The 23,743-nt window shown below is 66.1% G+C and carries 11 protein-coding genes; 4 read left to right on the top strand and 7 right to left on the bottom strand.

What is annotated here, in order from left to right; all coding sequences use genetic code 11:
* Window positions 1-8: 8 nt before the first annotated feature.
* Window positions 9-824: a MaoC/PaaZ C-terminal domain-containing protein gene (locus ABQF30_RS16570; RefSeq protein WP_448465880.1), complete on the bottom strand. Its 816-nt coding sequence runs from the start codon at window positions 822-824 to the stop codon at window positions 9-11.
* A 13-nt stretch (window positions 825-837) separates the two neighbouring features.
* Window positions 838-2,190, bottom strand: coding sequence for a 3-oxoacyl-ACP reductase (locus tag ABQF30_RS16565; protein ID WP_448465624.1), 1,353 nt, complete (start codon window positions 2,188-2,190; stop codon window positions 838-840).
* A gap of 45 nt (window positions 2,191-2,235) precedes the next feature.
* Here ABQF30_RS16565 and ABQF30_RS16560 point away from each other — a divergent pair, with 45 nt between their 5' ends.
* Window positions 2,236-3,534, top strand: a complete 1,299-nt coding sequence (locus ABQF30_RS16560) for an acetyl-CoA C-acetyltransferase (RefSeq protein WP_448465622.1) — start codon at window positions 2,236-2,238, stop codon at window positions 3,532-3,534.
* 336 nt (window positions 3,535-3,870) lie between these two features.
* Complete coding sequence (locus tag ABQF30_RS16555; RefSeq protein WP_448465620.1) at window positions 3,871-4,782, top strand: TIGR03564 family F420-dependent LLM class oxidoreductase; 912 nt, start codon at window positions 3,871-3,873, stop codon at window positions 4,780-4,782.
* 43 nt (window positions 4,783-4,825) lie between these two features.
* On the opposite strand, the gene ABQF30_RS16550 is transcribed toward ABQF30_RS16555, so the two are convergent.
* From ABQF30_RS16550 to ABQF30_RS16540, 3 genes are all read right to left on the bottom strand, one after another.
* The gene (locus tag ABQF30_RS16550) at window positions 4,826-5,686 is read right to left on the bottom strand and encodes a metal-dependent hydrolase (RefSeq protein WP_448465618.1); all 861 of its coding nucleotides are present in this window, start codon (window positions 5,684-5,686) and stop codon (window positions 4,826-4,828) included.
* Between the two features lie 8 nt (window positions 5,687-5,694).
* Window positions 5,695-6,336: a TetR/AcrR family transcriptional regulator gene (locus tag ABQF30_RS16545; protein ID WP_448465616.1), complete on the bottom strand. Its 642-nt coding sequence runs from the start codon at window positions 6,334-6,336 to the stop codon at window positions 5,695-5,697.
* Window positions 6,337-6,401: 65 nt separating this feature from the next.
* Complete coding sequence (locus ABQF30_RS16540) at window positions 6,402-7,037, bottom strand: DUF1361 domain-containing protein (RefSeq protein ID WP_448465614.1); 636 nt, start codon at window positions 7,035-7,037, stop codon at window positions 6,402-6,404.
* A gap of 118 nt (window positions 7,038-7,155) precedes the next feature.
* Between ABQF30_RS16540 and ABQF30_RS16535 the strand changes: the two genes are divergently transcribed.
* The gene (locus ABQF30_RS16535; RefSeq protein WP_448465612.1) at window positions 7,156-9,141 is read left to right on the top strand and encodes a peptidoglycan-binding protein; all 1,986 of its coding nucleotides are present in this window, start codon (window positions 7,156-7,158) and stop codon (window positions 9,139-9,141) included.
* 75 nt (window positions 9,142-9,216) lie between these two features.
* Here the strand turns inward: ABQF30_RS16535 and ABQF30_RS16530 are convergent, their stop codons facing one another.
* On the bottom strand, window positions 9,217-11,052 hold the full coding sequence (locus ABQF30_RS16530; protein WP_448465610.1) for an acyl-CoA dehydrogenase: 1,836 nt from the start codon (window positions 11,050-11,052) through the stop codon (window positions 9,217-9,219).
* 236 nt (window positions 11,053-11,288) lie between these two features.
* On the opposite strand from ABQF30_RS16530, the gene ABQF30_RS16525 reads away from it, so the two are divergent.
* Window positions 11,289-12,368 carry an NAD(P)H-dependent amine dehydrogenase family protein gene (locus ABQF30_RS16525; RefSeq protein WP_448465608.1) on the top strand — a complete coding sequence of 360 codons (1,080 nt, stop codon included), beginning with the start codon at window positions 11,289-11,291 and terminating at the stop codon, window positions 12,366-12,368.
* 72 nt (window positions 12,369-12,440) lie between these two features.
* On the opposite strand, the gene ABQF30_RS16520 is transcribed toward ABQF30_RS16525, so the two are convergent.
* Window positions 12,441-23,579 carry a type I polyketide synthase gene (locus tag ABQF30_RS16520; protein WP_448465606.1) on the bottom strand — a complete coding sequence of 3,713 codons (11,139 nt, stop codon included), beginning with the start codon at window positions 23,577-23,579 and terminating at the stop codon, window positions 12,441-12,443.
* Window positions 23,580-23,743 lie beyond the last annotated feature (164 nt).

Genomic DNA, 23,743 nt, shown 5'->3' with positions numbered 1-23,743 from the left:
TCGACGGCTCAGAGCCCAGCGACCGTCGCAGAAAGGTGCGGGTGCCCCTTCGACAGGTGGCGCAGGGTCAGCTCCCAGCCGTCGCTGTCGCGGTCGACGTAGAGCCCGGCCCGCGCCGGCAGCACCACTGGCTTGGCGAACCGCACCGAATACTTCACCGCATCCGGCAACTGGCCCTCGATGTTCGCCAGCACCGCTGCGGCACTGAACATTCCGTGGGCGATCACGGTGGGGAAGCCGAACAGCTTGGCGGCCACGCCGTTGGTGTGGATCGGGTTGTGGTCACCGCTGACTGATGCGTACTGCCGGATCTGGCCCGGCGTGATGCGCAGGACCGCATTGGGTGGCGGCAGCTTCGGCTGCTTCTGCGGTTCCGGTTTGGGCTCGTCGGACAGGCTGGTCCGCTGCTGGTGCAGGAACGTCGTCACCTGATGCCAGGCCACGTCGTTGCCGACCTTGATCTCGGTCACGATGTCCACGAGCAGGCCGCGGCGGTGTTCGCGCAGATTCTCCGCGTGTGCCGCGACAGCGACGGTGTCGGTCACCGCGATGGGCCGGTATTGGGTGATGTGGTTCTCGATGTGCACCGCACCCATTGCGGCGAAAGGGAAATCGAATCCGGTGACCAGCGACATCACGGTGGGGAAGGTCAGCGCGAACGGATAGGTCAACGGCAGCGTGTCACCGAATCGCAACCCGGTCACCTGGGCATAGGCCGCGACATTGGCCGGGTCGATGGCCAGATCGTCGACGGTGACGGTGCGGTCCGGCAGCGTTTCACTGCGCGGGATGAACGGCAGGGCTCCGGCCACCGCGCGGAGCATGGTCAAATCCACCTCATGCCCCCAGCATGGCCTGGCCGCAGACCCGGATCGTGTTGCCGCTCACCGCGTTCGACGCCGGACTGGCGAAGTAGGCGATGGTCTCGGCCACGTCGACCGGCTGCCCACCCTGGAACAGCGAGTTCATTCGGCGGCCCACCTCGCGGGTGGCCACCGGGATGGCCTCGGTCATCTTGGTCTCGATGAAGCCGGGCGCGACCGCGTTGATGGTGAGGCCCTTCTCGGCCAGCACCGGTGCCAGTGCCTCGGTCAGCCCGATCATGCCGGCCTTGGTGGCCGCGTAGTTGGTCTGCCCGCGGTTGCCGGAGATGCCGGCCATCGACGACAGGCCGATCACCCGGCCGCCCTCGCCGAGCGTTCCGTTCGCCACCAGTCCTTCGGTAAGCCGTTGCGGAGCAAGGAGATTGACCGCGAGGACGGAGTCCCACCGGCCCTCGTCCATGTTGGCCAGCAGTTTGTCGCGGGTGATACCGGCGTTGTTGACCAGGACGTCGAGCTTGCCGCCATGATGTTCAGTCACATGGGCGGTGATCTTCTCCACAGCGTCGTCGGCGGTGACATCGAGCGTCAGTGCCGTGCCGCCGACCTTGTGGGCGACCTTGTGCAGATCGTCGGAGGCACTTTCGATGTCAACAGCGACGACAGCAGCGCCGTCACGCGCGAACACCTCGGCAATCGTCGCGCCGATGCCGCGGGCCGCGCCGGTGACCACCGCGACCTTGCCCGCCAGGGGCTTGTCCCAGTCGGCCGGCGGCGTCGAATCGGCGGACCCCACCCGGAATACCTGCCCGTCGACGTAGGCCGACTTCGCCGACAGGATGAACCGCAGCGTCGACTCGAGGCCGGTCGCGGCGGGCTTGGCGTCGGCGGCCAGGTACACCAGCGCGACCGTCGCGCCGCGCCGCAGCTCCTTGCCCAGCGACCGGGTGAAGCCCTCCAGGGCGCGTTGGGCGACCTGCGCGTGGGCACTGCCTGCCTGCTCGGGCGTGGTCCCGATCACCACTACCCGGGCGCACGAGCCCAGGTTGCGCAACAGCGGGGTGAAGAACTTGTACAGCTCCTTGAGCCCGGCTGCGTCGGTGATGCCGGTGGCGTCGAACACCACGCCTCCGAACGAATCGGCCCACCGGCCGCCGATGTTGTTGGACACCACGTCGTAGTCGTCGGCCAGGGCGACGCGCATCGGTTCTGCCACGCGCCCGTCCCCACCGATCAGTAGCGATCCCGCCAGCGGCGGATCACCGGGGCGGTAGCGGCGCAGCGTCTCGGGCTGCGGTACGCCGAGTTGTTTTGCCAGGAACGATCCCGGCCCGGAATTGACCACTTGGGAGAACAGGTCGGAAGCCATAACACGAACTTACTCCAGAGTAAGAACCGTGGGTAGTATTGCCCCATGGCCAACACATCGAGTCGCCGCGTAGCCGTACTTGGCGGCAACAGAATCCCGTTCGCACGGTCCGACGGCGCCTACGCCAACGCCTCCAATCAGGACATGTTCACCGCGGCGCTGGAGGGCTTGATCGACCGCTTCGACCTGGCCGGTGAGCGTCTCGGCGCGGTGATCGGCGGAGCGGTACTCAAGCACAGCCGCGACTTCAACCTCATGCGCGAATGTGTGCTGGGCAGTGCGCTTTCGCCTTACACCCCGGCCTTCGACATTCAGCAGGCCTGCGGCACTGGCCTGCAGGCCACTATCGCCGCAGCTGACGGCGTGGCCGCCGGTCGTTACGAGGTCGCTGCGGCCGGCGGGGTGGACACCGCATCGGACGCCCCGATCGCGTTCGGCAACGATCTGCGGCGCGTGTTGCTCGGGTTGCGCCGGTCCAAGTCGAACCTCGACCGGCTCAAACTGGTCGGCAAGCTGCCTGCGGCGCTCGGCGTGGAGATCCCGGTGAACAGCGAGCCGCGCACCGGTATGTCGATGGGTGAGCACGCCGCGGTCACCGCCAAGGCGATGGGCATCAAGCGCGTCGACCAGGACGAGCTCGCCGCGGCCAGCCATCGCAACATGGCCGCCGCCTACGACAGCGGCTTCTTCGATGATCTGGTCACTCCATTCCTCGGCCTGTACCGCGACAACAACCTGCGCGCCGATTCGAGCCCGGAGAAGCTGGCCAAGCTCAAGCCCGTCTTCGGGGTCAAGGCCGGCGACGCCACCATGACCGCAGGTAACTCCACGCCGTTGACCGATGGTGCCTCGGTGGCGCTGCTGGCCAGCGAGGACTGGGCCCAGGCGCACGGGCGGGAACCGCTGGCCTATTTCGTCGACGCGGAAACCGCTGCGGTGGATTACGTCAACGGCCCGGACGGCCTGCTGATGGCGCCGACGTACGCGGTGCCGCGACTGCTCGCCCGCAACGGCCTGGGCCTGCAGGACTTCGACTACTACGAGATTCACGAGGCGTTCGCCTCAGTGGTGCTCGCGCACCTGCAGGCGTGGGAGTCGGCCGAATACTGCAAGGAGCGCCTCGGTTTGGACGCCGCACTGGGCAGCATCGACCGGTCCAAACTCAACGTCACCGGATCGTCCCTGGCGGCCGGCCATCCCTTCGCGGCGACCGGCGGTCGGATCGTGGCGCAACTGGCCAAACAGCTGGCAGCCAAGCGCAAGGAGACCGGCCAACCGGTGCGCGGCCTGATCTCGATCTGCGCGGCAGGCGGGCAGGGTGTCGCGGCGATTCTGGAGGCCTGACCAGCGCCGTCAAAACATTCGAAAAGTTTTTTCGGCGGTGTGTAACGGCCACCCTTGAGGTGTCGATACATGGGTAGCTCCGTGTTGCCGTCTGACCCCCCGACCCGACGGCAACACGGGGCGACCTCTTGTCGGGGCACCTGAATTTCGGTCGATTTTCCTCTGGTCTGAGGGGTACCCGAGGCGTACTATCGACCGTACGACGGGTTCGGGAGTGACTGATCCAAAGAGTCGGTTTACGGGGTGAAAAACCGGCGGCGTGAGACAAAGTGAAACGCCCCCAAGTGTCCTCCCGAACCCGCCCTTTTTTGTCTTATGCCGCCTAGCGTGAGCGTCATGCAGATCAGCATTCTCGGCTCACTCAGCGAAACCGGCGGCCGCTCGCCGGTCGACTCCACCGTTCAGAACCTGGCGCAATTGCGCGACGAGGGGTTCCGCCGGGTGTGGATGACGCAGATGCCGTATGAGCCCGATCTGCTGACCGTCTTGGCAGTCGCGTTCCGCGAGGTCGACGGCATCGAAGTCGGCACCGGAGTGATCCCGATCCAGAATCAGCATCCGATGCTGTTGGCCCAGCGTGCCCTGACGCTCAACCTGATCAGCTCGGGACGGTTCATCCTCGGTCTGGGCATGACGCATGCCGCGGTCACCGAGGGGATGTGGGGCATCCCGTGGGATAAGCCCGTCCGGCGGTTGCGGGAGTATCTCGACGGGCTGCAGCCGTTGCTTGCCGGCGAAGCCGCCGATGCTCCGGGGGAGACGGTCACGACGCGCGGCGCGCTGCAGATCCCGGGTGCGGCCGAGCCCGACGTGTACATCGCGGCGCTGGGGCCGCAGCTGCTGAAGTTGGCGGGGCGACGCACCGCCGGCACTGTCACCTGGATGACGGGACCGAAGACACTGGCCGAGCATGTTTCGCCGACCCTGCGTTCGGCGGCGGACGGCCGGGCAGTGCGGGTGGTGGCAGCACTTCCGGTCAGTGTCACCGACGACGTCGACGCCACCCGTGCACAAGCCGCCACGCAGTTCGCGATGTACGGGCACCTGCCGTCCTACCGGGCCATGCTCGACCGGGAGGGCTACGCCGGGCCGGAGGACGCCGCGATCATCGGCGACGAAAGCACTGTGGCCGAACGCATTCGGGCGCTCGGGAAGGTCGGCGTCGACGAATACGTCGGCGTGGTGTTCGACGCATCCCCGGAGACCCGGGATCGCACTCGGGCGCTGCTGCGGGAACTCGACAGCTGACGGTCAACTTTCACGTCTGTTCGCCGCCGTTCCCGGGCCCCGATCAGTGCAAATGGCCGGCCAGACTGCCCTGTTCGCCGAACAAGGCTGCGGTCCAGTGGTCGAGCAGCGCGGTGTTGTCAGTGTCGTCCGGATGAAACCCACGCTTGGTGTACGCCCGGATCCGTTGCATCACAGCGCGGTTGAAGAAGGGTGAGTTAGGCAATTGGGCCAGGCTGCGGAACAACCGGACCGGGTTGTAGGCAGCGCGGTCGCACAGCAGGGAAATGGTGGCAAAAAGGATCACGTTCAGCGTGAAAGTCAGCCTGATCACCCGCATGGTCCAGATGCGCCGGCGCTCGGTTCCGCCGACGGCTTGGTAGACATCGAATGCGACGGACCGATGCTCGGATTCCTCGATGGCGTGCCACAGCAGCATTGATCGCACTTCGGTCGAGCCGAGGAGGGCCTGGGCTCGTTCATCGGTGAGCAACGTTTCGGCGAGCACCGCGGTGAAATGTTCGAGGGCGACCGTGATGGCGAGACAGGTCAGTGGCGACAGCCGACGCTCGAAAGCCGCCAGGTCCATGCGGGTGCCCCGGTCGATCCGGCGGGCAGGGTAGCCCATCTGCTGCAGGCGCTCATTCAGCGCGCGGTGCTCGCGGCCATGGGTGACCTCCTGCCCGATGAAGCCCTGAACCTGTGACTTCAGTTCGGGATCGGTGATCTGATCGGCGAAATGACGCACCGACCGGACAAAGAAGTCCTCGCCCTCCGGGAACGTCGCAGACAGATGCGCGACGATATGGCTCAGCACCAGGTCGCCGTCGGCGAAGTGGCGCTGCAGTGATCCGGTTGGGTAAGTAAACCGGATACGGCGGGGGCGCACCACCGGCTTGACTGCAGCAGAAGTACTTTCGGGCATCCTGGCTCCTAGGGTTGCTGGTCTTCTTCTGGCTCGGCGGCGAGCGCTGGGCGGATGATCGACTTGAACGCGGCGAGAACTTGGTCGGCGGGGTAGGCGTCATAGCCATCGATCGATGTCCCCACCGCCAGGCCGTTCATGAGGGCGAAGACCATGCGAACTTGGGTTCGCGGGTCTATAGCGGCATCGGAGTTTCCAGCCGGAAAGACTTCGGCGTAGACACGGTCACAGGCGGCCGCGAACTGTTGGTCGATGTCGACGACCGCGCGCGCCAGGTCCGGGTCGGTCCGGGCGGCCACCCATAGCTCGTGCCAGGCGGTGAAAGTCGATCGGGAGAACATCGACCACAGCAGATCGATCGCGGCATCGAGCTTGTCCGCCGACGGATCCAGGCTGGTCATCAACAGGCCGAACTCCTCGACGCGGCGATCGAACGAGTGCACCACTGCGGCGGTGAGTAACTCGGCTTTGGTCCGGAAGTGGTTCTGCAGCGCACCCATTGACACGCCTGCGCGGTTGGCGACCTCGGCCGTCGTGGTGCCTTTGAACCCGACCTCCACCAGCGCCTCGAACGTCGCGTCGAGCAACGCCCGGCGAGTCTGTGCTGTGCGTTCGGCTTGGGTTCGTCGGGTTGGCGGAGCAGGGGGCATGGAAAGAGACTGCCCGTACAAAAATAATATGTCAATATTATTTTTTCTGAACTAGTAAATCTCTGCTAGTCGCCCAATCCGCGGAGCGCCCAGACGGTCAGATAGGCCAGGCCAAAGAACGCGGCAACGGCCATCGCCACACCGGTCGACTGAACGTAGGACAGCGGTGAGCGCATCCAGTCGAACGTCGCCGCCATCACCGCGTCGGGGCGAGTCACCAGGTCCCAGGAGTTCCACCGCTGGAACCGGCCGATGACCACACCGACCGCGCACAGAGCGACGGACAGCACAGCCACCAACCAGCCCCAGACGCGGCCGAACTCGCGGTCCAGTCGCTGATGCACCAACAGCAGCGAAACCACACCCAGCAGGATCCCGGTCCACGCGGCGAACCCGTACTGCAGAACGTGCCGCCACAATTCGTAGCCCTCGCCGAGATGCACCAAATCGGTCACCAGATAGGGCGCGTTTGGTAGGAAGGCCAACCAGCCCAGGCCGAGCGGCAGCAGCCACAGGCGTCGCTCGACCAGATCAAAAGCGATCGCGAAGAACATCGGGATCCACGCCAGCACCAGGTTCCACACCAGGAACTTGGTCGGGTACGACATCGGTGCGGCCGGATCGGTGATCCCAAGAGCAAGCGTCAGTGCAGTCGTCGCCATCAGGGAGACGACCAGCAGGATGCCACGGGCTTCGATCATGGGACCAGTCTGCCGGTACGGCGGAGATCCGAATTCAGGTAGTGCGCTACTCACGACGCCCGGTCATCGCCGCAGTTGACTTGCCATCACGTACACGAACTACGTGAAGGGGGAAGTCATGATCCGACATGGCCGAGACAGCTTTTTCGTCGTCGGGGAGGGCGTGCTTACAGCGGATGCGGCTCCTGAGACCACGGCGCGAGGCGCAGCGGTGTCTCCGGCGCCGCATCTGACGGAAGCCGAAGCCCTCAGGCAGTTCCGGTTCTCGCGCATCGGGCCACAGGGTGTGCCGGCGACCACGGGACTAGTGACGGCGATGGCCGAAGCGATCACGGAGACAGCGCAGGACGCAGAAGACGGTATCCCGGCCGGGTACACGTACCTGGGCCAGTTCGTCGATCACGACATGACGAGGGACAAGACCGAGGGTCAACTTGGGTCGGAGGTGACTGTGGAGGAGCTCATCCAGGGTCGGTCGCCTGCGCTCGACCTGGATTCGCTCTACGGCCTTGGTCCAGCCGACCAACCAGAGTTCTACACCGATGGACTGCATCTGAAGATGGGGAGCACGGGGGCACTCGACGGATTTCTGCCCGCGTTCGACGGCCACGATCTGCCGCGGGACCCACAGCAACGTCTCGCGCTGATACCCGACCCCCGCAACGACGAGAATCTCGCGGTGGCCCAGACCCATCTCGCCTTCATCAGGTTCCACAACCGGGTGGTCGGCACGGTCGCGCCGGGACCCACCGCGTTGATGTTCGAGGCAGCGCGGGAGAGCGTCGTCAAGCACTACCAGTGGATGCTGAAAACCGACTACCTTCCGCGGATCGTCGACCCAGGCATCGTGGCGGACGTATTCGCCAACGGCCGCAAGCTTTTCGAGACGTCACCCCAAGCCGGCGATGCGCCCACCATGCCGATCGAGTTCTCCGTCGCGGCATTTCGGCTCGGCCACAGCATGGTCCGGGAAACCTACAACTGGAATCAGTTCTTCGACAACGGCGGAGGCACTCTGTCGTTCCTGTTCGATTTCTCCGGAACCAGTGGTTTCCTCAACGGCAGTCCTCTGCCGTCCAATTGGATCGCCGACTTCCGCAGGCTGTATGACTTCGCCGAAGCCGGGCGTCCCGACCTGGCAGTGCCGGACACAAAGTTCAACAATGCGCTCAAGATCGACACCCGGCTCACCGATCCGCTGGCCACCCTCCCGGCAGGTTCGTTCGGTGATCCCAACATCCAAAGTCCGCCGCTTCACGCGAATCTCGCGTTCCGCAACCTGGTCCGGGGCAACATGGTCAAACTCGCCAGCGGCCAGCAGATGGCGACACTTGCCGGGGTGGCCGCGCTGTCCGAGGCCGAGATCCTCAAGGGCGAGGCCGATGGCGTCGACTTCACCGGACTGGTCCCCGCCTTGCGCAACGAACTGGCGACCAATACCCCACTGTGGACATACATCCTGCGGGAGGCCGAACTCAACGGCGGTCGGCTGACCGGCGTGGGAGGCCGCATCGTGGCCGAGGTCTTCCATCGGGCGATGGAGGGCAGCACGCATTCCATTGTGCGAGACCCGCAATGGCGTCCAAGCCTGGGACCGGACTCCTTCACGTTCAGGATGGCGGACTTACTGCTGTTCGCGTTCGAGGGCCGAGCCGACCTGCTCAACCCGCTCGGGGACGAGCCCGCTCAGCAGCTCGAGATCATCGAACTCGACCGCGGCGACGAGAGTGCCTTCGTCCAGGTCCTGCAACATCTGTTGCGCGCAAGGGCATTCGACCTGGCGGTCGACGGCGTCTTCGGCCCGCTCACCGAGCAGGCCGTGCGCCGGTTCCAGGGAAACCAGGGCATCGGTGTCGACGGCATTGTCGGACCGGTCACCTGGTCTCGGCTGTTCATCACGGTCCGGCGGGGGAGCACCGGTGAGGCCGTCAAGGGGATACAGGTCAGGATGAACCTGCGGCAGGCGCCACCGATCGATGTCGACGGCGACTTCGGCCCGCTCACCGAGCAGGCGGTGCGGGACTTCCAGGCCGGCCAAGGCCTTGACGTCGACGGCATCGTCGGTCCGATCACCTGGCGCAGGTGCGTGTCCGAACCGGCGTAGGGTCCACCGGGCGAGCAGACGCAAAAACCCCCAATTCCTCACGGAATTGGGGGTTTTCGCGGCTGTTCGCGGGGCTTAGAAGGCAGCCTCGTCGAGTTCCATCACCTCGTTGTCGATGGTCTCGAGGACCTGACGGGTGCTGGTCAGCAGCGGCAGGACGTTCTTCGCGAAGAACGACGCGGACGCGATCTTGCCCTCGTAGTACGAGCGGTCCGCACCGGTCGCACCGGCGTCGAGCTTCTCGATCGCCACCGCGGCCTGACGGGCCAGCAGCCAGCCGAGCAGCAGGTCACCGACCGACAGCAGGAAGCGCACCGAACCGAGGCCCACCTTGTAGATGCTGGCCTGGTCCTCCTGAGCGGCCATCAGGTAGCCGGTCAGCGTGGCGGCCATGCCCTGCACGTCGGCCAGCGCGGTCGCCAGCAGTTCGCGCTCGGTCTTCAACCGGCCGTTGCCCGACTCGTTCTTGATGAACTGCTCGATCTCACCGGACACGTAGGCCAACGCCTGGCCCTTGTCGCGGACGATCTTCCGGAAGAAGAAGTCCTGCGCCTGGATGGCGGTGGTGCCCTCGTAGAGCGAGTCGATCTTGGCGTCGCGGATGTACTGCTCGATCGGGTAGTCCTGCAGGAAGCCGGACCCACCGAAGGTCTGCAGACTCTCGGTCAGCTTGGCGTAGGCCTGCTCCGAGCCGAAGCCCTTGACCACCGGCAGCAGCAGATCGTTGACCTTGTGCGCCAGCTCGCCCTCGAGGCCGTGCACGGCCTTGGCGACCTCGACGTCCTGGAACGTGGCGGTGTACAGGTACAGCGCACGCATGCCCTCGGCGTACGCCTTCTGGGTCATCAGGCTGCGCCGCACATCGGGGTGATGGGTGATGGTGACGCGCGGGGCGGTCTTGTCCGTCATCTGGGTCAGGTCAGCACCCTGGACGCGCTCCTTGGCGTATTCCAGCGCGTTGAGGTAGCCGGTCGACAGGGTCGCGATGGCCTTGGTGCCGACCATCATGCGGGCCTGCTCGATCACGTCGAACATCTGCGCGATGCCGTTGTGCACCTCGCCGACCAGCCAGCCCACAGCCGGCTTGTCATGCTGGCCGAAGGTCAGCTCACAGGTGGCCGAAACCTTCAGGCCCATCTTGTGCTCGACGTTGGTGACGTAGACGCCGTTGCGCTCGCCCGGCTCGCCGGTCTCGAAGTCGAACAAGTACTTCGGCACGAAGAACAGCGACAGACCCTTGGTGCCGGGGCCTGCGCCCTCGGGGCGGGCCAGCACCAGGTGGAAGATGTTCTCGAACAGGTCGTCGGAGTCGGCCGAGGTGATGAACCGCTTCACCCCGTCGATGTGCCAGGAGCCATCCTCCTGCTTGACGGCCTTGGTGCGGCCGGCGCCGACGTCGGAACCCGCGTCGGGCTCGGTGAGCACCATGGTGGCGCCCCAGCCGCGCTCGGCGGCGAGAACGGCCCACTTCTTCTGCTCTTCAGTGGCGTTGTCGTAGAAGATCTGCGCGAAGGCGGCGCCACCTGCGTACATCCACACGGCGGGGTTGGCGCCGAGGATGTGCTCGTTCAACGCCCACAGCAGCGCCTTCGGGGCGGGCACGCCGCCGAGGTCCTCGTACAGGCCGACCTTGTCCCAGCCGCCGTCGATGGCTGCGCGTACCGACTTCTTGAATGCCTCGGGCAGCGTGACGGTATGGGCATCAGGATCGAACACCGGCGGATTGCGGTCACCCTCGGCGAACGATTCGGCGATGGGTCCCTCCGCCAGCCGAGCCATCTCGGTGAGCATCTCGCGGGCCGTGTCGGCGTCCAGATCGCTGTACTCGCCGGCACCCAGTGCCCTGTCCAACCCGAAGACATCGAACAAGTTGAAGACCTGGTCACGAACATTGCTCTTGTAGTGGCTCACGTTTCCTCCTCGATGAGAATGCCACTTGAGGTTGGGTACTCGGATAAGTTACCCACCAGTAACTGCGGCTAACTATACCGTCCGGTAACTTCAACGCAAAGCAGACGCGAGCAATTTCCGCCCCCTAACCAACCCAGCGGTTGATCGAGCTTCGTACCACCCCGGTCATAGGCCGCTGAACTGCGGTTTTCAGGGGGTGTGACGATTGTCACGAAACGGCCCGCTAGGGTGAGCGGATGCGAAGGCTGGCCGTGTGGGGCACAGGCAATATGGGGGCAACTGCGATCCGGTCGGCGGTCGCCTTTCCTGGCCTTGAGCTGGCTGCCGTCATCACCTCATCACCGGACAAGGTGGGTCGTGACGCCGCGACGTTTGCCCGGCTCGACCAGCCGACCGGTGTCACCGCGACCGCCGACGTCGACGCTGCGCTCGCGCAGTGCGACGCCGTCGCCTACATGTCTTCCGGGGACATCCGCCCCGAGGAGGCCATCGCCGAGATCGAGCAGTGCCTGCGTGCCGGCAAACAAGTGGTCACACCGTCGCTGTACTCGTTGTACGACCCGGCCTCCGCTCCGCAGGAGTGGGTGGAGCGGCTGACTGACGCCGCAACGGCAGGCAATGCCGCGCTGTTGGTCAGCGGGGTCGATCCGGGATGGGCCAACGACGCCCTTGCAGTGGCAGTGGCCGGACTGTGCACCCGCATCCGGACCATCCGCTGCCAGGAGATCTTCGATTACTCCACCTACAACCAGCCCCACGCGGTACGGGTGCTGTGCGGCTTCGGCGGATCGATGGACGACGTCCCGATGATGCTGTTGCCCTCGATCCCCACGATGGTCTGGGGCGGCAACGTTCGCTTGATCGGTCGCGGACTGGGCATGGAGATCGACGAGATCACCGAGAAAGTCGAGCGCCTGCCACTCACCGAATCCGTCGACAACGTGCTCGGCCGCTTCGAGAAGGACACCCAAGGGGCGTTCCGGGTCCAGGTCATCGGCTGGGCGCAGGGCGTCGAACGGATCGTCGTCGACCACATCACCCGCATCGACCCGGCCTGTGCGCCGGACTGGCCGCAACCTGATCAGGGTGTCGGCGACCACCGGGTGATCATCGACGGCGACCCGCAGCTGAGCATCGTGGTGCGCGCCGACGTGCCGGGCGGCACCCGCGCCGACGGCGGCAACACTACTGCGGCCAACCGACTGCTCGGAGCGATCGACTGGCTGGCCACCCAGAAGCCGGGCATCTACGACGGTCTCGATGTTCCGTTGCACCCGCCGCTACCCAGCGAGGTCGAAGCGACCCGCTGGGCCTGATTTTCCGCCGAACAGACGCGAAAACCCCCAAAATCCAAGGAAATTGGGAGTTTTCGCGACTGCTCGCGGGGGTTAGCCCTCCGTGGACTCGGCCTCCGCCGGCGCCTCCACTGACTCCGCAGAATCCGCGTCGGGCAGCTGACCCACGAGGTACTCGGCGAGCCCGCCGATGGTCGGGTAGTCGAAGACCGCGGTCGCGTTGATGGTGAACTTGCCGCCGAACTGGCTGTGCAACCTGTTGCGCAGTTCGATCGCCATCAGTGAATCCGTGCCGAGGTCCAGGAACCGACTGGTCGCGGCCGGCGGCGATGCGAGTCGCAGGAAGTTCTGCACCTCGCGCTGAAGGAATTCGGTGACGAATCCCGCGCGCTGCGGCACCGGTATCTCCATCAGCTGCTTGAGCAACTCACTGTCAGCGGTCACCTCTCCGACGGCACTCGGCAACACGAGGTCGAGGATCGGCGGCCGCGAACTGCCCAGCACCTTTGCGGCACGCTGCCAGTTGGCCTTGATGACGGTGGCCTGGCCGGTGCCGTTGGCGACGACCTCGGCCAGCGCGCTCAGCGCCGCTGCGGGATCCAGCGGAATCAGGCCCTGCGCACTGATATTGGCGGTCGCGGCCTCCGAAGACGCCATACCCCCTTGCGCCCAGGGACCGAAGTTGACGCCGGTGGCCGGCAGGCCTTGCGCCCTTCGTTGCGCGACGAGGCCGTCGAGCAACGCATTCGCGGTCGCGTAGTTGGCCTGACCGGGTGAACCGAACAAGCTGGACACCGAGGAGGACACGATGAAGAAGTCCAGTTCGTCGTCCTTCGTCAAACGGTCCAGGTGGCACGCGCCGAATGCCTTGGGCGCCAGGGTTGTCCGGAACCGCTCCAGGCTCTGCTGGGACAGCAGCGCATCGTCGAGCACGCCGGCCAGGTGCACCACACCGGCCAGCGGCGGCAACTCCGCCCGAATCCGCTCCAACAGCTTGGCCACCTCGGCCTCGTCGCCGACATCGGCTGCGAAGACGTGGATGCGGCACTTGTAGCGCTCGGTGATCTCGTCGATCAACCCTTGCGCGTCCGCGTCGGGCGCGCGCCGGCTGGTCAACACGATGTCACCGGCACCGCGCTGGGCCAGGTACGACGCCGTGTGCAGGCCGATCGCACCGAGCCCGCCGGTGATCAGATAGCTCCGATCGGCCCGCGGCTGCAGCGGATTCGGAATCTGCACCACGATCTTCCCGATGTGCCGCGCCTGCTGCATGCGGCGGAACGCAGCTCGAGATTCCGTGAGCGGGTAGATCTCGGCGGGCAGCGGCCTCCACTCGGCCACCGACGAGCGCTTGCGCGAGGAGTCAACTGCTGCGGCCAAGCCCTCCGATACCTCGGTGAGCAAATCGCGAATGCGATCGGGTTCGGTGAACATCACCGTGTCCAACGCGACGATCTCGTAGGCGATGTCGGGACGTACTTCGGACATCTGCTCCGGTGACCAGATGTCGCGCTTGGCGATCTCGGCGAAGCGGCCGTTCTGGGCGGTGGCTTTCAGCGTCGCCTCGATGAAACCCTCGCTCGTCAGGCTGTTGAGCACCACGTCCACACCGGCGCCGTCGGTGTCTGCCAGGATCTGGTCGGCGAAGTCCGTCGTCCGCGAGTCGTAGACATACTTCACACCCAGCTTGCGCAGGGTTGCGCGTTTGAAGGTGCTGGCCGTGGCGAACACCTCGGCCCCGCACTGCTGCGCCATCTGAACTGCCGCCAGGCCGACGCCACCGCTGGCGGCGTGGATGAGCACCTTGTCGCCTGGTTTCAGCTGCGCCCAGTCGAACGACAGTCGCACCGTGAGCGCGGCGGCGGGAATCGTCGCGGCTTCCACCGCGCTCACCCCGTCCGGGATCGGCGCCAGGAACTGCGACGGCACGTTGAACCGGCTGGCGAACGCACCCTGCATGGAGCCGTAGACGCGCTGCCCGACCTCGAGTCCCGTAACCCCCTCACCCAATTGCGTGACGACACCGGCGAAGTCGCCGCCGATCGGCCCCGGATCGCCCGGGTAGAGGCCAAGGACGTTGAGCACGTCGCGGAAGTTGAGGCCCGCAGCCTCCACCCGGACCTGCACATACCCCTCGTCCGGCGCGGGCACCTCCGTCTCGGTGATCCGCAGGTTGTCGATCGCGCCGCGCTCAGTCGGAGCCAGGACGTAATCCCCTCCACGCGGCACCGTGAGATGACCGCTGCGCGCCCACGGCAGCAACCGGGAAGCCAGCAGCTTCCCTTGTCGCAGCGCGAGTTCGGGCTCGTCCACCGGGGTGGCCAGCAGGTCGGCCAGCGCCTGCACAGCTTCCGGAGATCCGTCGCAGTCCACGAGTTTGGCGTGCAACGCTGGTTCCTCGTTGATCGTGGTACGACCGAAGCCCCACAGCGCCGCCTGCACCGGGTCGACCGGCTCGCCGGATTCGGTGGCTACGGCCTTCTCGGTGACGATCCACAGACCGTTCGGGAGTTTCACGCTGCCAGTTTGTGAACCCCCTTGCACGGTGTGCACGGCGCTGAGCAGGTTGGCGATCTCGGTCTCGATGCGCTCGGCGACACCGGCACTCGACTCGTCCGGGCTTGGCCCGGTGCTTCGCCACACGACGCCGGAGAACGGCAGACCGCGCTCAGCAGCCTGAACCAGCTGCTGTCCCAACAGTTCCGGATCGGTGGTCCGGTCGAACGGGATGCAGCCCGGCACCTTGGCGGCCAGGTCGTCGAACCCGGCGATCAGCCAGGTTCCGGTCACACCTTCTGCGCCCTCGTTCGCCGGCACCGGCACCTCGTGCCAGCCAAGGGTGTAGAGCAGCCGGGTGGCGTCGCCGCCGAGGCCGCGCAACAACGCCTCGCGGGGTGCGCGTTTGACGGTGAACTCGCGAATCCCGCCCAGCTGCCGGCCATCCCGATCGAGGAAGTCGAGATCGAAGACCTGGGTTTCGCTGTCGAGGCCGCTGTTGTGCCACCTCGCGCGGCAGTAGAACCGCCGAGGCATCTTCTCCTGCAGCGTCACCTGCCCGTACCGCAACGGCAGGAACAGGTCGTTGACGCCTTGCTCGGCGGCGAGAAGAGCCGGGAACGCCGGGAAGGCGACACCGGTGCACAGGTCCATCAGCACCGGGTGCATCGGCTCCGTGCCGAGATGTTCGGCGAGTTCTTCGCCGACGAGGATGTCACCGATCGCCTCGCCCTCGCCTAGCCACAGTGACTTCAGGGAACCGGACCAGTTTGGCCCCCATGCCAGTTCCAGGTCGGCGAAGGTCTCGAACAACTCCTGCGGGCGCATGCGGTTGAGCCGCTCGATTGCTTCGTCGACAGGCTCCTGCTCGGACACCGGCTCGTCGTCCACACCGGTGACAACCGTGCCCTCGGCATTCAACGACCACTCGGCGCCGCGTTCACCGTACGGGCGACTGTGCACTTGGAACTTCGACTCGCCGCCCTGTTCCAGCGGATGCAGGGACAGCTGCACCTCCCGAGAAGCCTTCTCGGGCAGGATGATCGGCTCGTAGAAGAAGACGTCCTTCACCCGCGCCGGTGGGCCGACTGCGGCCAACGCCATCGCCGCATACGTCGCGCCGGGGACGACGACGGTGCCGTAAATGACGTGATCGGACAGCCACGGCTGCGACTTGACCGACAACCTGCTCGTGTAAACCGAGTCACCGGAGGCGAGATCCTTTGCGCTACCGAGGATTCCGGAGACCGTCGGTCCATCGATGGCCATTCCGGACGACTTGGGCCAGAAGCGGCGGCGCTGGAACGGGTACGTCGGCAGTTCGAGCTTGCGACTCTGACGCGAGGAGCGAACAGGCTCTCCCTCACGACGATGCAGCGCGGCGAAATCGGGCCGGTGCCCGCCGACGTAGGCTGCGGCCAGCGCGTCGGCGATCTGACGCCGGTCGGCGACGCCCTTGCGGAGCGAGACGATCGCCCGCGGCGCCGCCAGGTGTTCGGGCCAGACCTGTACTGCGGCTCCGGTCAGCACCGGTTGTGGACCGATCTCCATCAATACCGAGCACCCGAGTGCCGCCACGGTGCGCACGCTTTCGGCGAACTGCACCGGCTGGCGCGAATGCCGCCGCCAGTACTGAGCGTCGAGCGGGGTCTGGTTCGTCAGCACCGCTCCGGTGCGGTTGCAGACCAGCGGCAGAGTCGGGGCGGCGAACTGGACCTGCGCGGCGTACGACTCGAATTCGTCGAGCACCGGATCCAACAGCTCCGAGTGGAACGCATGGCTGGTCTGCAGCCAGGTGCACCGGATCGCGTCGTCGGAGAATCTGGCGACGATCTGTTCGAGATCCTCACCCGGACCCGAGAGCACGGTGTTGGGCCCGTTGTAGGCGCCGACCGAAACGCGGGGGAACTCACCGGCGACCTGTTCGACGTGCTTGGGGTCGGTGAACACCGCCACCATTCGTCCGCCTTCGGGCAGGCTGCCGAACAGCCGGCCGCGCTCGGCCATCAGCCGTACGCCGTCCTCGAGGCTGAAGACTCCGGCGACGCATGCCGCCGCGTACTGGCCAACGCTGTGGCCGAGCACGACGTCGGGCTCGATGCCCCACGACTGCCACAGCCGGGCCAGGCCCATCTCGATCGCGAAGAGTGCCGGCTGCGCAAACGACGTATGCCGCAACGTTTCCCCGGCTTTGCCGCCGGTTTCGCGATCGGTGGCGAACATGACCTCGAGCAGCGGCTGCGGCAGAATGTCCTTGACCGCGTCCGCACAACGGGTCACGGTTTCGGCGAAAACCGGCTCTGCGTCGAACAACTCACGTGCCATTCCCGGATACTGGCTGCCCTGCCCGGTGAACAACCACGCCGTCGTCGGATGGTTCGTGTGCTCGCCACGGACGACACCGGGTCGCAGACGGTTGTCGGCCAATTCGGCCAAGCCCATCCGCGCATCATCGACCGAATCCACGACAAGCGCGGCACGGTGCTCGAAATGCGAACGCCCCGTTCCGGCGGTGCGGCACACGTCGGCAAGGTCGGCATCCGGATGGGCGCTCAACCACGCCTCGTAACGCTGCGCCAACTCCACCAGCGCTTCTGGTGTCCGCGCGGACAGCGCCAGCACCTCGACGGGCTGTGCGCCGGTGTCGGGCCCCGAAAGCTCAGAAGGTTCTGATGGCTCCGACGGCTCTGAAGCCGCAGGGGTTGACGGTTGCGGCGCTTCCTCGATCAGCACATGCGCGTTCGTGCCGGTGAATCCGAAGGAGCTCACGCCGGCGCGTCGTGGTCTGCCGTTGGCCTGCCACGGCATCGCCTTGTCGACTACCCGCACAGGCAGCGATTCCCACGGAATGTGCGGCGACGGATTGTCGAAGTGCAGGCTCTCCGGCAGCACTTCGTGCTGAAGCGACAGCACAACCTTTATCAGACCTGCTGCGCCAGAGGCTGATTCGGTGTGGCCGATGTTGGTCTTCACCGAGCCCATCAGCAACGGTCGGTCCGCGTCACGCCCGCCGCCATAGGCGGCGGCAGCAGCCTGCACCTCGATCGGATCGCCGAGCGGGGTGCCGGTCCCATGCGCCTCGAGGTAGTCGACGTCCCCGCCGGACAACCCGGCCCGAGCGAGCGCCGTTCCGATCAACCGTTGCTGTGCACCACCATTGGGGACGGTCAAGCCACTCGATGCGCCATCCTGGTTCACCGCGCTACTGGGAATGACGGCGCAGATCCGGTCGCCGTCGCGCTCCGCGTCGCTCAGCCTCTTGAGGACGAGAATTCCGCAGCCCTCACTGCGCACGTAGCCATCGGCGGAAGCGTCGAAGGTCTTGCATCGCCCGACCGGAGAAAGCATCCGAGCGCGGGAAGCGGCGACAACCGTCACCGGGCTCAGCAGGACGTTCACGCCGCCGGCCAACGCCAGGTCACAGTCACCGGAGTGCAATGCCTGGCAGGCCTGATGGATCGCCACCAGCGCTGAGCTGCAGGCGGTATCGACGGCCATTGCCGGTCCCTCGAGTCCCAGTGCGAAGGCGACCCGACCGGAGATGGCATTAAGCGCGTTGCCGGTGATGAAGTAGGGCTCGATCTTGTCGATGGACTCCGACGACAGCAGATGCGCGTACTCGTTCGCGGCCACCCCGGCGAAGATGCCGGTTCGGCTGCCGCGCAATGAGGCCGGCGAGTATCCAGCCCTTTCGAGACCCTCCCAGACCGTTTCGAGCATCAGCCGCTGCTGCGGCTCGATCCAGACGGCCTCACGCGGGGAGATGCCGAAGAATTCGGGATCGAATCCGTCGATGCCGTCGAGGAATCCGCCGAAGCGCGTGTAGGTCTTACCCGCCGCCTCGGGATCCGGGTCGTAGAACTCGTCGATGTCGAAGCGATCCTCCGGGACCTCCCGGATCGCGTCGACGCCACCGGACAGCACCTCCCAGAAGGCTTCCGGGTTGGGTGCGCCGGGGAAGCGGCACGACACGGCGACGATGGCAATCGGTTCGTCCGTGCGTGTCGTCGCCGCCGATGCCATCTGAGGCGCGGGCTTGGCCTGCTCGTTGAGTCCGAGCACGTCATCGAGCAGGTAGTCGGCCACGTCCGATATCCGGGGGTAATCCATCACCAGGGTGATGGGAATCTCCGCGCCCACGCCCTGTTCCATGCGGCGCCGCAATTCGACGGCCATCAGCGAATCCATGCCGAGGTCGAAGAAGCCTGCGTCCTCGCGGATCTCGGCGGAATCGACTCGTGTCACCTCTGCTACCGCGTCGCGCAGGTAGTTGGTCAGAAGTTTCTTGCGCTGCTGCACCGGAGCGTTGGTGAGTTGCTCGACCAGTTGGGTTTTCCCCGATGCGGTGGTGGATGGCGCCACTCCCGTCAGCTGGCCGGGTACCTCGCGCTCCAATTCCGCCAGGAATGCCCGCCGGCCGGCTTGCTGGTAGAGCGGCAGGAAGCGGGCCCAGTCGACGCGGGCCACTACTCCTTGTGCGGGCCCCTCCGCGGCTGCGGCCGCCACGACGTCGGCCAGACCTGCCAGTGCATCGGCAGGCGACAACGTGCGTATCCCGCGTTGTTCCAGTCGCGCACGGGATTCCGCATCGGCCATGCCGGCAGACCACGGGCCGAAGTTGACGCTGGTTCCGGCGATGCCCTGCTCACGCAGGCGCCACGCCAGCCCGTCAAGGAAGGCGTTGGCCGCGCTGTAGGCGGTCTGACCGTAACCGCCCCATACCGAGGCGATCGAGGAGGTGCTGATGAAGAAGTCGAGCTCCAGGTCAGTCGCTGCCTCGCTCAACTGCCATGCGCCCCAGACCTTCCCGGCGAAGACGCGATCGATCTCGGCGTCATCCAGATCGCTGAGCGGGCTGGTGCTGATCTCGCCGGCGGCATGGACGATGCCGGCCAGCGGCGGTAGCTCGGCCCGCACCTTGGCGAGCAGGCGGGCGACGTCGTGCGCGTCGGAGACGTCGGCGGCGACGACGACGATTTCGCAGCCGTGCAGTTCGCCCAGTGCATCGATGCGCTCTTGCACGGCATCGCTGGGGGCACGTCGGCTGGTCAGCACCAGATGCCTCGCGCCGTTTGCCGCCAGGTATCCGGCGATCTCGAGCCCGATCGATCCGAGGCCGCCGGTCACCAGATACGTTGCACCATCGCGCAGCTCGAGCGGCGCGCCGCTCGGCTGGTCAGCGCGCCGAACCAGCCTGGGGACGTAGAGCGCTTGATCGCGCAGCGCGACCTGATCTTCTCTGGTCGTTGCGTCTTGCGTCGTGATCCGGTTGATGAGCTGGGACCATTCCTCGGTGTTGCCCTCCGAGAGATCGGCCAGTCCGCCCCACAGTTGTGGAAGTTCCAGTGCCGCAGCGCGACCGAATCCCCACAGGCAGCTCTGATCCGGTGCGACCGCGTCCGCGTCGGTGACTCGCTGGGCACCGCGGGTCACCAGCCAGACGGGAACCCGCAGTTCAGCGGCACTCGCAGCGCGGAAGAGCCGTCGTGTCCCGCCCAGGATCTGGTGTTGCATCCGCAGCAGTGACCGCATCGATGGTGCGGTGTCGGAGTCAAGGGCCGCGACGTGCAGGATGCGAAGCGTTGAATCTTCTGTTGCCGCAGCGCGCAATGCGTCTATGAGCTTTTCGGTGTCCGCGTCGGACGTCGGCAGCGCAAGGAACCGATGCTGCTGCCCGCGAGCGGTCAGCGCATCGATCAGCGGCTGAACCGCCGGGGATTCCCCACCGATGAGAAGCCAGGTGGAAACCTCTCCGGCAGCCGTGCCGTTGAGTGGAGCAGTGGATTTCTCCCACCGGAACTCGTAGCGGTCGTCGGCGATGGATTGGGTCGTCCGTTGCTGATTATGTTGTGCCGCAAGCTTGGTCAGCACATTGAAGGTCTGATGATCGCCGTCTGCACCGTCGAGCAGGGCGGCGAGTTCCTCGATCTGGCCGTCCTCCAGAAGCCGGATGGCCTGGGTGCGTGCGGCGGACGGCGCTCGCTGCTGGTCGGGCTGATCCCGATCGTCGGCCCAATTGTCCGAGTACCAGTACTGGCGGCGCTCGAAAGGATAGGTGGGCAGGTCGAGCTTGCGCGCGTGCGAATGCCGGAAAGCGGCGAACTCAGGCAGGTGGCCCAGGACATACGCATCGGCAACCGCCTCGGAGATCTGGCGGTGGTCGGCGGTGTTTCGGCGCAGAGACGTGATCACCCGCGGTGCTGTGGCCGGGTCGGGCCACGTGCCCAGAGCTGCGGCGGTGAGCACCGGCCGTGGGCCGATCTCGAGCAACAATTTGCAATTCTGATCGGCGAGGGTATGCACGCTCTTGGCGAACTGCACCGGTTGGCGCGCGTGCCTGCGCCAATAGGCACCATCGAGTTTCACACTTCTGCCCAATGCGGCACCGGTCCGGTTGTCGATCAGAATCCGTTGCGGCGCATGGAATGTGAACTGCCCCGCATACGACTCGAACTCGTCGAGGATCGGGTCCAGCAGCGCCGAGTGGAACGCGTGGCTGGTTTCGAGCCAATCGCAGCGGACGCCGTCGGCCGTCAGACCGGCTACCGCCTTCTCCAGATCACCTGCGGGACCCGATAATACGGTGTTGGCACCGTTGTAGGCGGCGACCGACAGGCTCGGGAACTCGTCGGTGAGGCTCTCGACGCGCTCTGCGGCGGCGAACACCGCGACCATCCGGCCACCAGCGGGCAAACTGCCGAAGAGGCGGCCGCGCTCGGCCATCAGCAGCGCGCCGTCTTCGAGACTGAACACGCCCGCCACGCAGGCCGCCGAATACTGGCCGACACTGTGGCCCAGCACGACGTCCGGCTCGAAGCCCCAGGACTGCCAGAGGTGGGCCAAGCCCATCTCCACCGCGAACAAAGCGGGCTGTGCGTAGGACGTCTGCCGCAGCGTCTCTTCGGAGTCATGCTCTTCGCGCAAGCGCTCATCGGCATCCGGGCTGTCCAGATCGAAAATCACGTCCAGCAATGGCTTTTCGAGAACATCCGCAACGGCGGCCGCACACCGGTTCACAGTCTCTGCGAACACGGACTCGGTGTCGAACAGCTCCCGGGCCATGCCGGGGTACTGGCTGCCCTGACCGGTGAACAGCCACGCTGTCTTCGGTACGTCGTGGGTTTCTCCGCGCACCAGACCGGGCGCAGGGCGGTCGTCCGCGAGCGCGCCGAGTAGCTCGATGGCCGACTCTCTCGAATTGACCACCAACGCGGCCCGGTGCTCCAGGTGTGACCGGCCCGCCCCGGCGGTGAAGCACACGTCGGCCAAGGTGGCCTCAGGGTTCGCGCTCAACCAGTCGCGATACTGCTCGGCGAGCTGTACCAAGGCGGCCGGCGTCCGCGCCGACAGCGGAAGAATGCTGAACCGTCGGTCGTGCCCGATCGGAACCGGTGCCGCGGCGGGTCGCTCGGGCACTTCGGGGGCTTCTTCGAGGATGACGTGGGCGTTGGTTCCAGCGAACCCGAATGAGCTCACACCCGCGATGCGCGGCCGACCGTTGCGCTCCCAGGGGATGGACTCCTTCACCACCTCAACGGGCAGCCGGTCCCACGGGATGTGCGGTGACGGGTTCTCGAAGTGGAGGTGCTTGGGCAAAGTCTCGTTCTCGAGCGACAGGATGACCTTGATGACACCCGCGATGCCCGCGGCGGCTTCAAGGTGTCCGATGTTCGTCTTCGCCGAGCCGATCAGCAGCGGCCGGTCGGGGTCGCGTCCGACGCCGAGCACCGCACCAGCGGCCTGGGCTTCGATCGGGTCACCCAGCGATGTCCCGGTGCCGTGCGCTTCCAGGTATTCGACGTCGCTGGGTTCGAGATCGGCGCGCTTGAGCGCATCGGAGATAACGCGTTGCTGGGCACCCCCGTTCGGCACCGTAAGACCGCCCGATGCGCCGTCCTGGTTGATCGCGCTGCCGCGGATGACGGCCCGGATCCGGTCACCGTCGCGGACCGCGTCCTCGAGGCGTTTGATGACGATGACGCCGCAGCCCTCGCCACGCACGTAGCCGTCCGCAGCCGCGTCGAATGTCTTGCACCGACCGTCGGGCGCGAGCATGTGCGCGCTGGAGAACGTGATCATGGTCGCCGGTGTCAGCAGCACGTTGGCACCACCGGCCAGCGCAAGGTCACACTCTCCCAGTCGCAGCGCCTGGCACGCCTGGTGGATCGCCACCAGCGACGAGCTGCACGCCGTGTCGACGGCGACTGAGGGGCCCTGCAGCCCCAACCGGTAGCTGATCCGCCCCGCCGCTGCGGCATTCGATGTCCCGATGGCCATGTAGGCCTCGATCTCGGGATAGGTCAGCTCGTCGGAAGCCATTCCCAGGTAGTCGTGGGTGGCCAGGCCGACGAACACACCGGTATTGGTGTCAGCCAAAGACGATGGCGCGGTTCCGGAATGCTCCACCGCGCGCCACGCTGTTTCGAGCAGGAGGCGATGCTGCGGGTCCATCAGCCTGACCTCGCGCGTCGACATACCGAAGAACGGTGCGTCGAACCCCGTCACGTCATCGACGAAACCCGCACGACGGGTTACGACCTTGCCGGGTGCACCGGGTTCCGGGTCGAAGAATTCGTCGACGTCCCAGCGGTCCTCGGGTATTTCCGATACCGCGTCGCGACCCTCGCGCAGTACGTCCCAGAACCCATCGGCATCCGCAGCGCCCGGAAAGCGCGCCGCATATCCGACGATGGCAAAACTGGCCGGCGGTTCGATCGGGCGTTCGACGAATCCCATACCGTTGTCCTCCTTGCATCGGCGGTCAGAATGACACTCCGCGCACCCCCCGTGGCGCCTGAAGATCAACTTCGTCGCACACTATTGCATGCGTACCCGTCGTGTGCGACGTTCGCTGTCGCTGCAGGAACCGGCGCGGGGCGACTGCGGCGGAGCCGGGGGGT

The sequence above is a fragment of the Mycolicibacterium sp. XJ870 genome, from assembly GCF_053483975.1.
Note: the sequence above shows the minus strand (reverse complement) of the source record. Positions and strands in the feature narration are given on the sequence as shown.

What these genes read in the sequence shown, in the direction of transcription:
- ABQF30_RS16570 (WP_448465880.1), bottom strand. Translation starts at nt 824, where the DNA reads ATGCTCCGCGCGGTGGCCGGAGCCCTGCCGTTCATCCCGCGCAGTGAA.
- ABQF30_RS16565 (WP_448465624.1), bottom strand. Translation starts at nt 2,190, where the DNA reads ATGGCTTCCGACCTGTTCTCCCAAGTGGTCAATTCCGGGCCGGGATCG.
- ABQF30_RS16560 (WP_448465622.1), top strand. Translation starts at nt 2,236, where the DNA reads ATGGCCAACACATCGAGTCGCCGCGTAGCCGTACTTGGCGGCAACAGA.
- ABQF30_RS16555 (WP_448465620.1), top strand. Translation starts at nt 3,871, where the DNA reads ATGCAGATCAGCATTCTCGGCTCACTCAGCGAAACCGGCGGCCGCTCG.
- ABQF30_RS16550 (WP_448465618.1), bottom strand. Translation starts at nt 5,686, where the DNA reads ATGCCCGAAAGTACTTCTGCTGCAGTCAAGCCGGTGGTGCGCCCCCGC.
- ABQF30_RS16545 (WP_448465616.1), bottom strand. Translation starts at nt 6,336, where the DNA reads ATGCCCCCTGCTCCGCCAACCCGACGAACCCAAGCCGAACGCACAGCA.
- ABQF30_RS16540 (WP_448465614.1), bottom strand. Translation starts at nt 7,037, where the DNA reads ATGATCGAAGCCCGTGGCATCCTGCTGGTCGTCTCCCTGATGGCGACG.
- ABQF30_RS16535 (WP_448465612.1), top strand. Translation starts at nt 7,156, where the DNA reads ATGATCCGACATGGCCGAGACAGCTTTTTCGTCGTCGGGGAGGGCGTG.
- ABQF30_RS16525 (WP_448465608.1), top strand. Translation starts at nt 11,289, where the DNA reads ATGCGAAGGCTGGCCGTGTGGGGCACAGGCAATATGGGGGCAACTGCG.
- ABQF30_RS16520 (WP_448465606.1), bottom strand. Translation starts at nt 23,579, where the DNA reads ATGGGATTCGTCGAACGCCCGATCGAACCGCCGGCCAGTTTTGCCATC.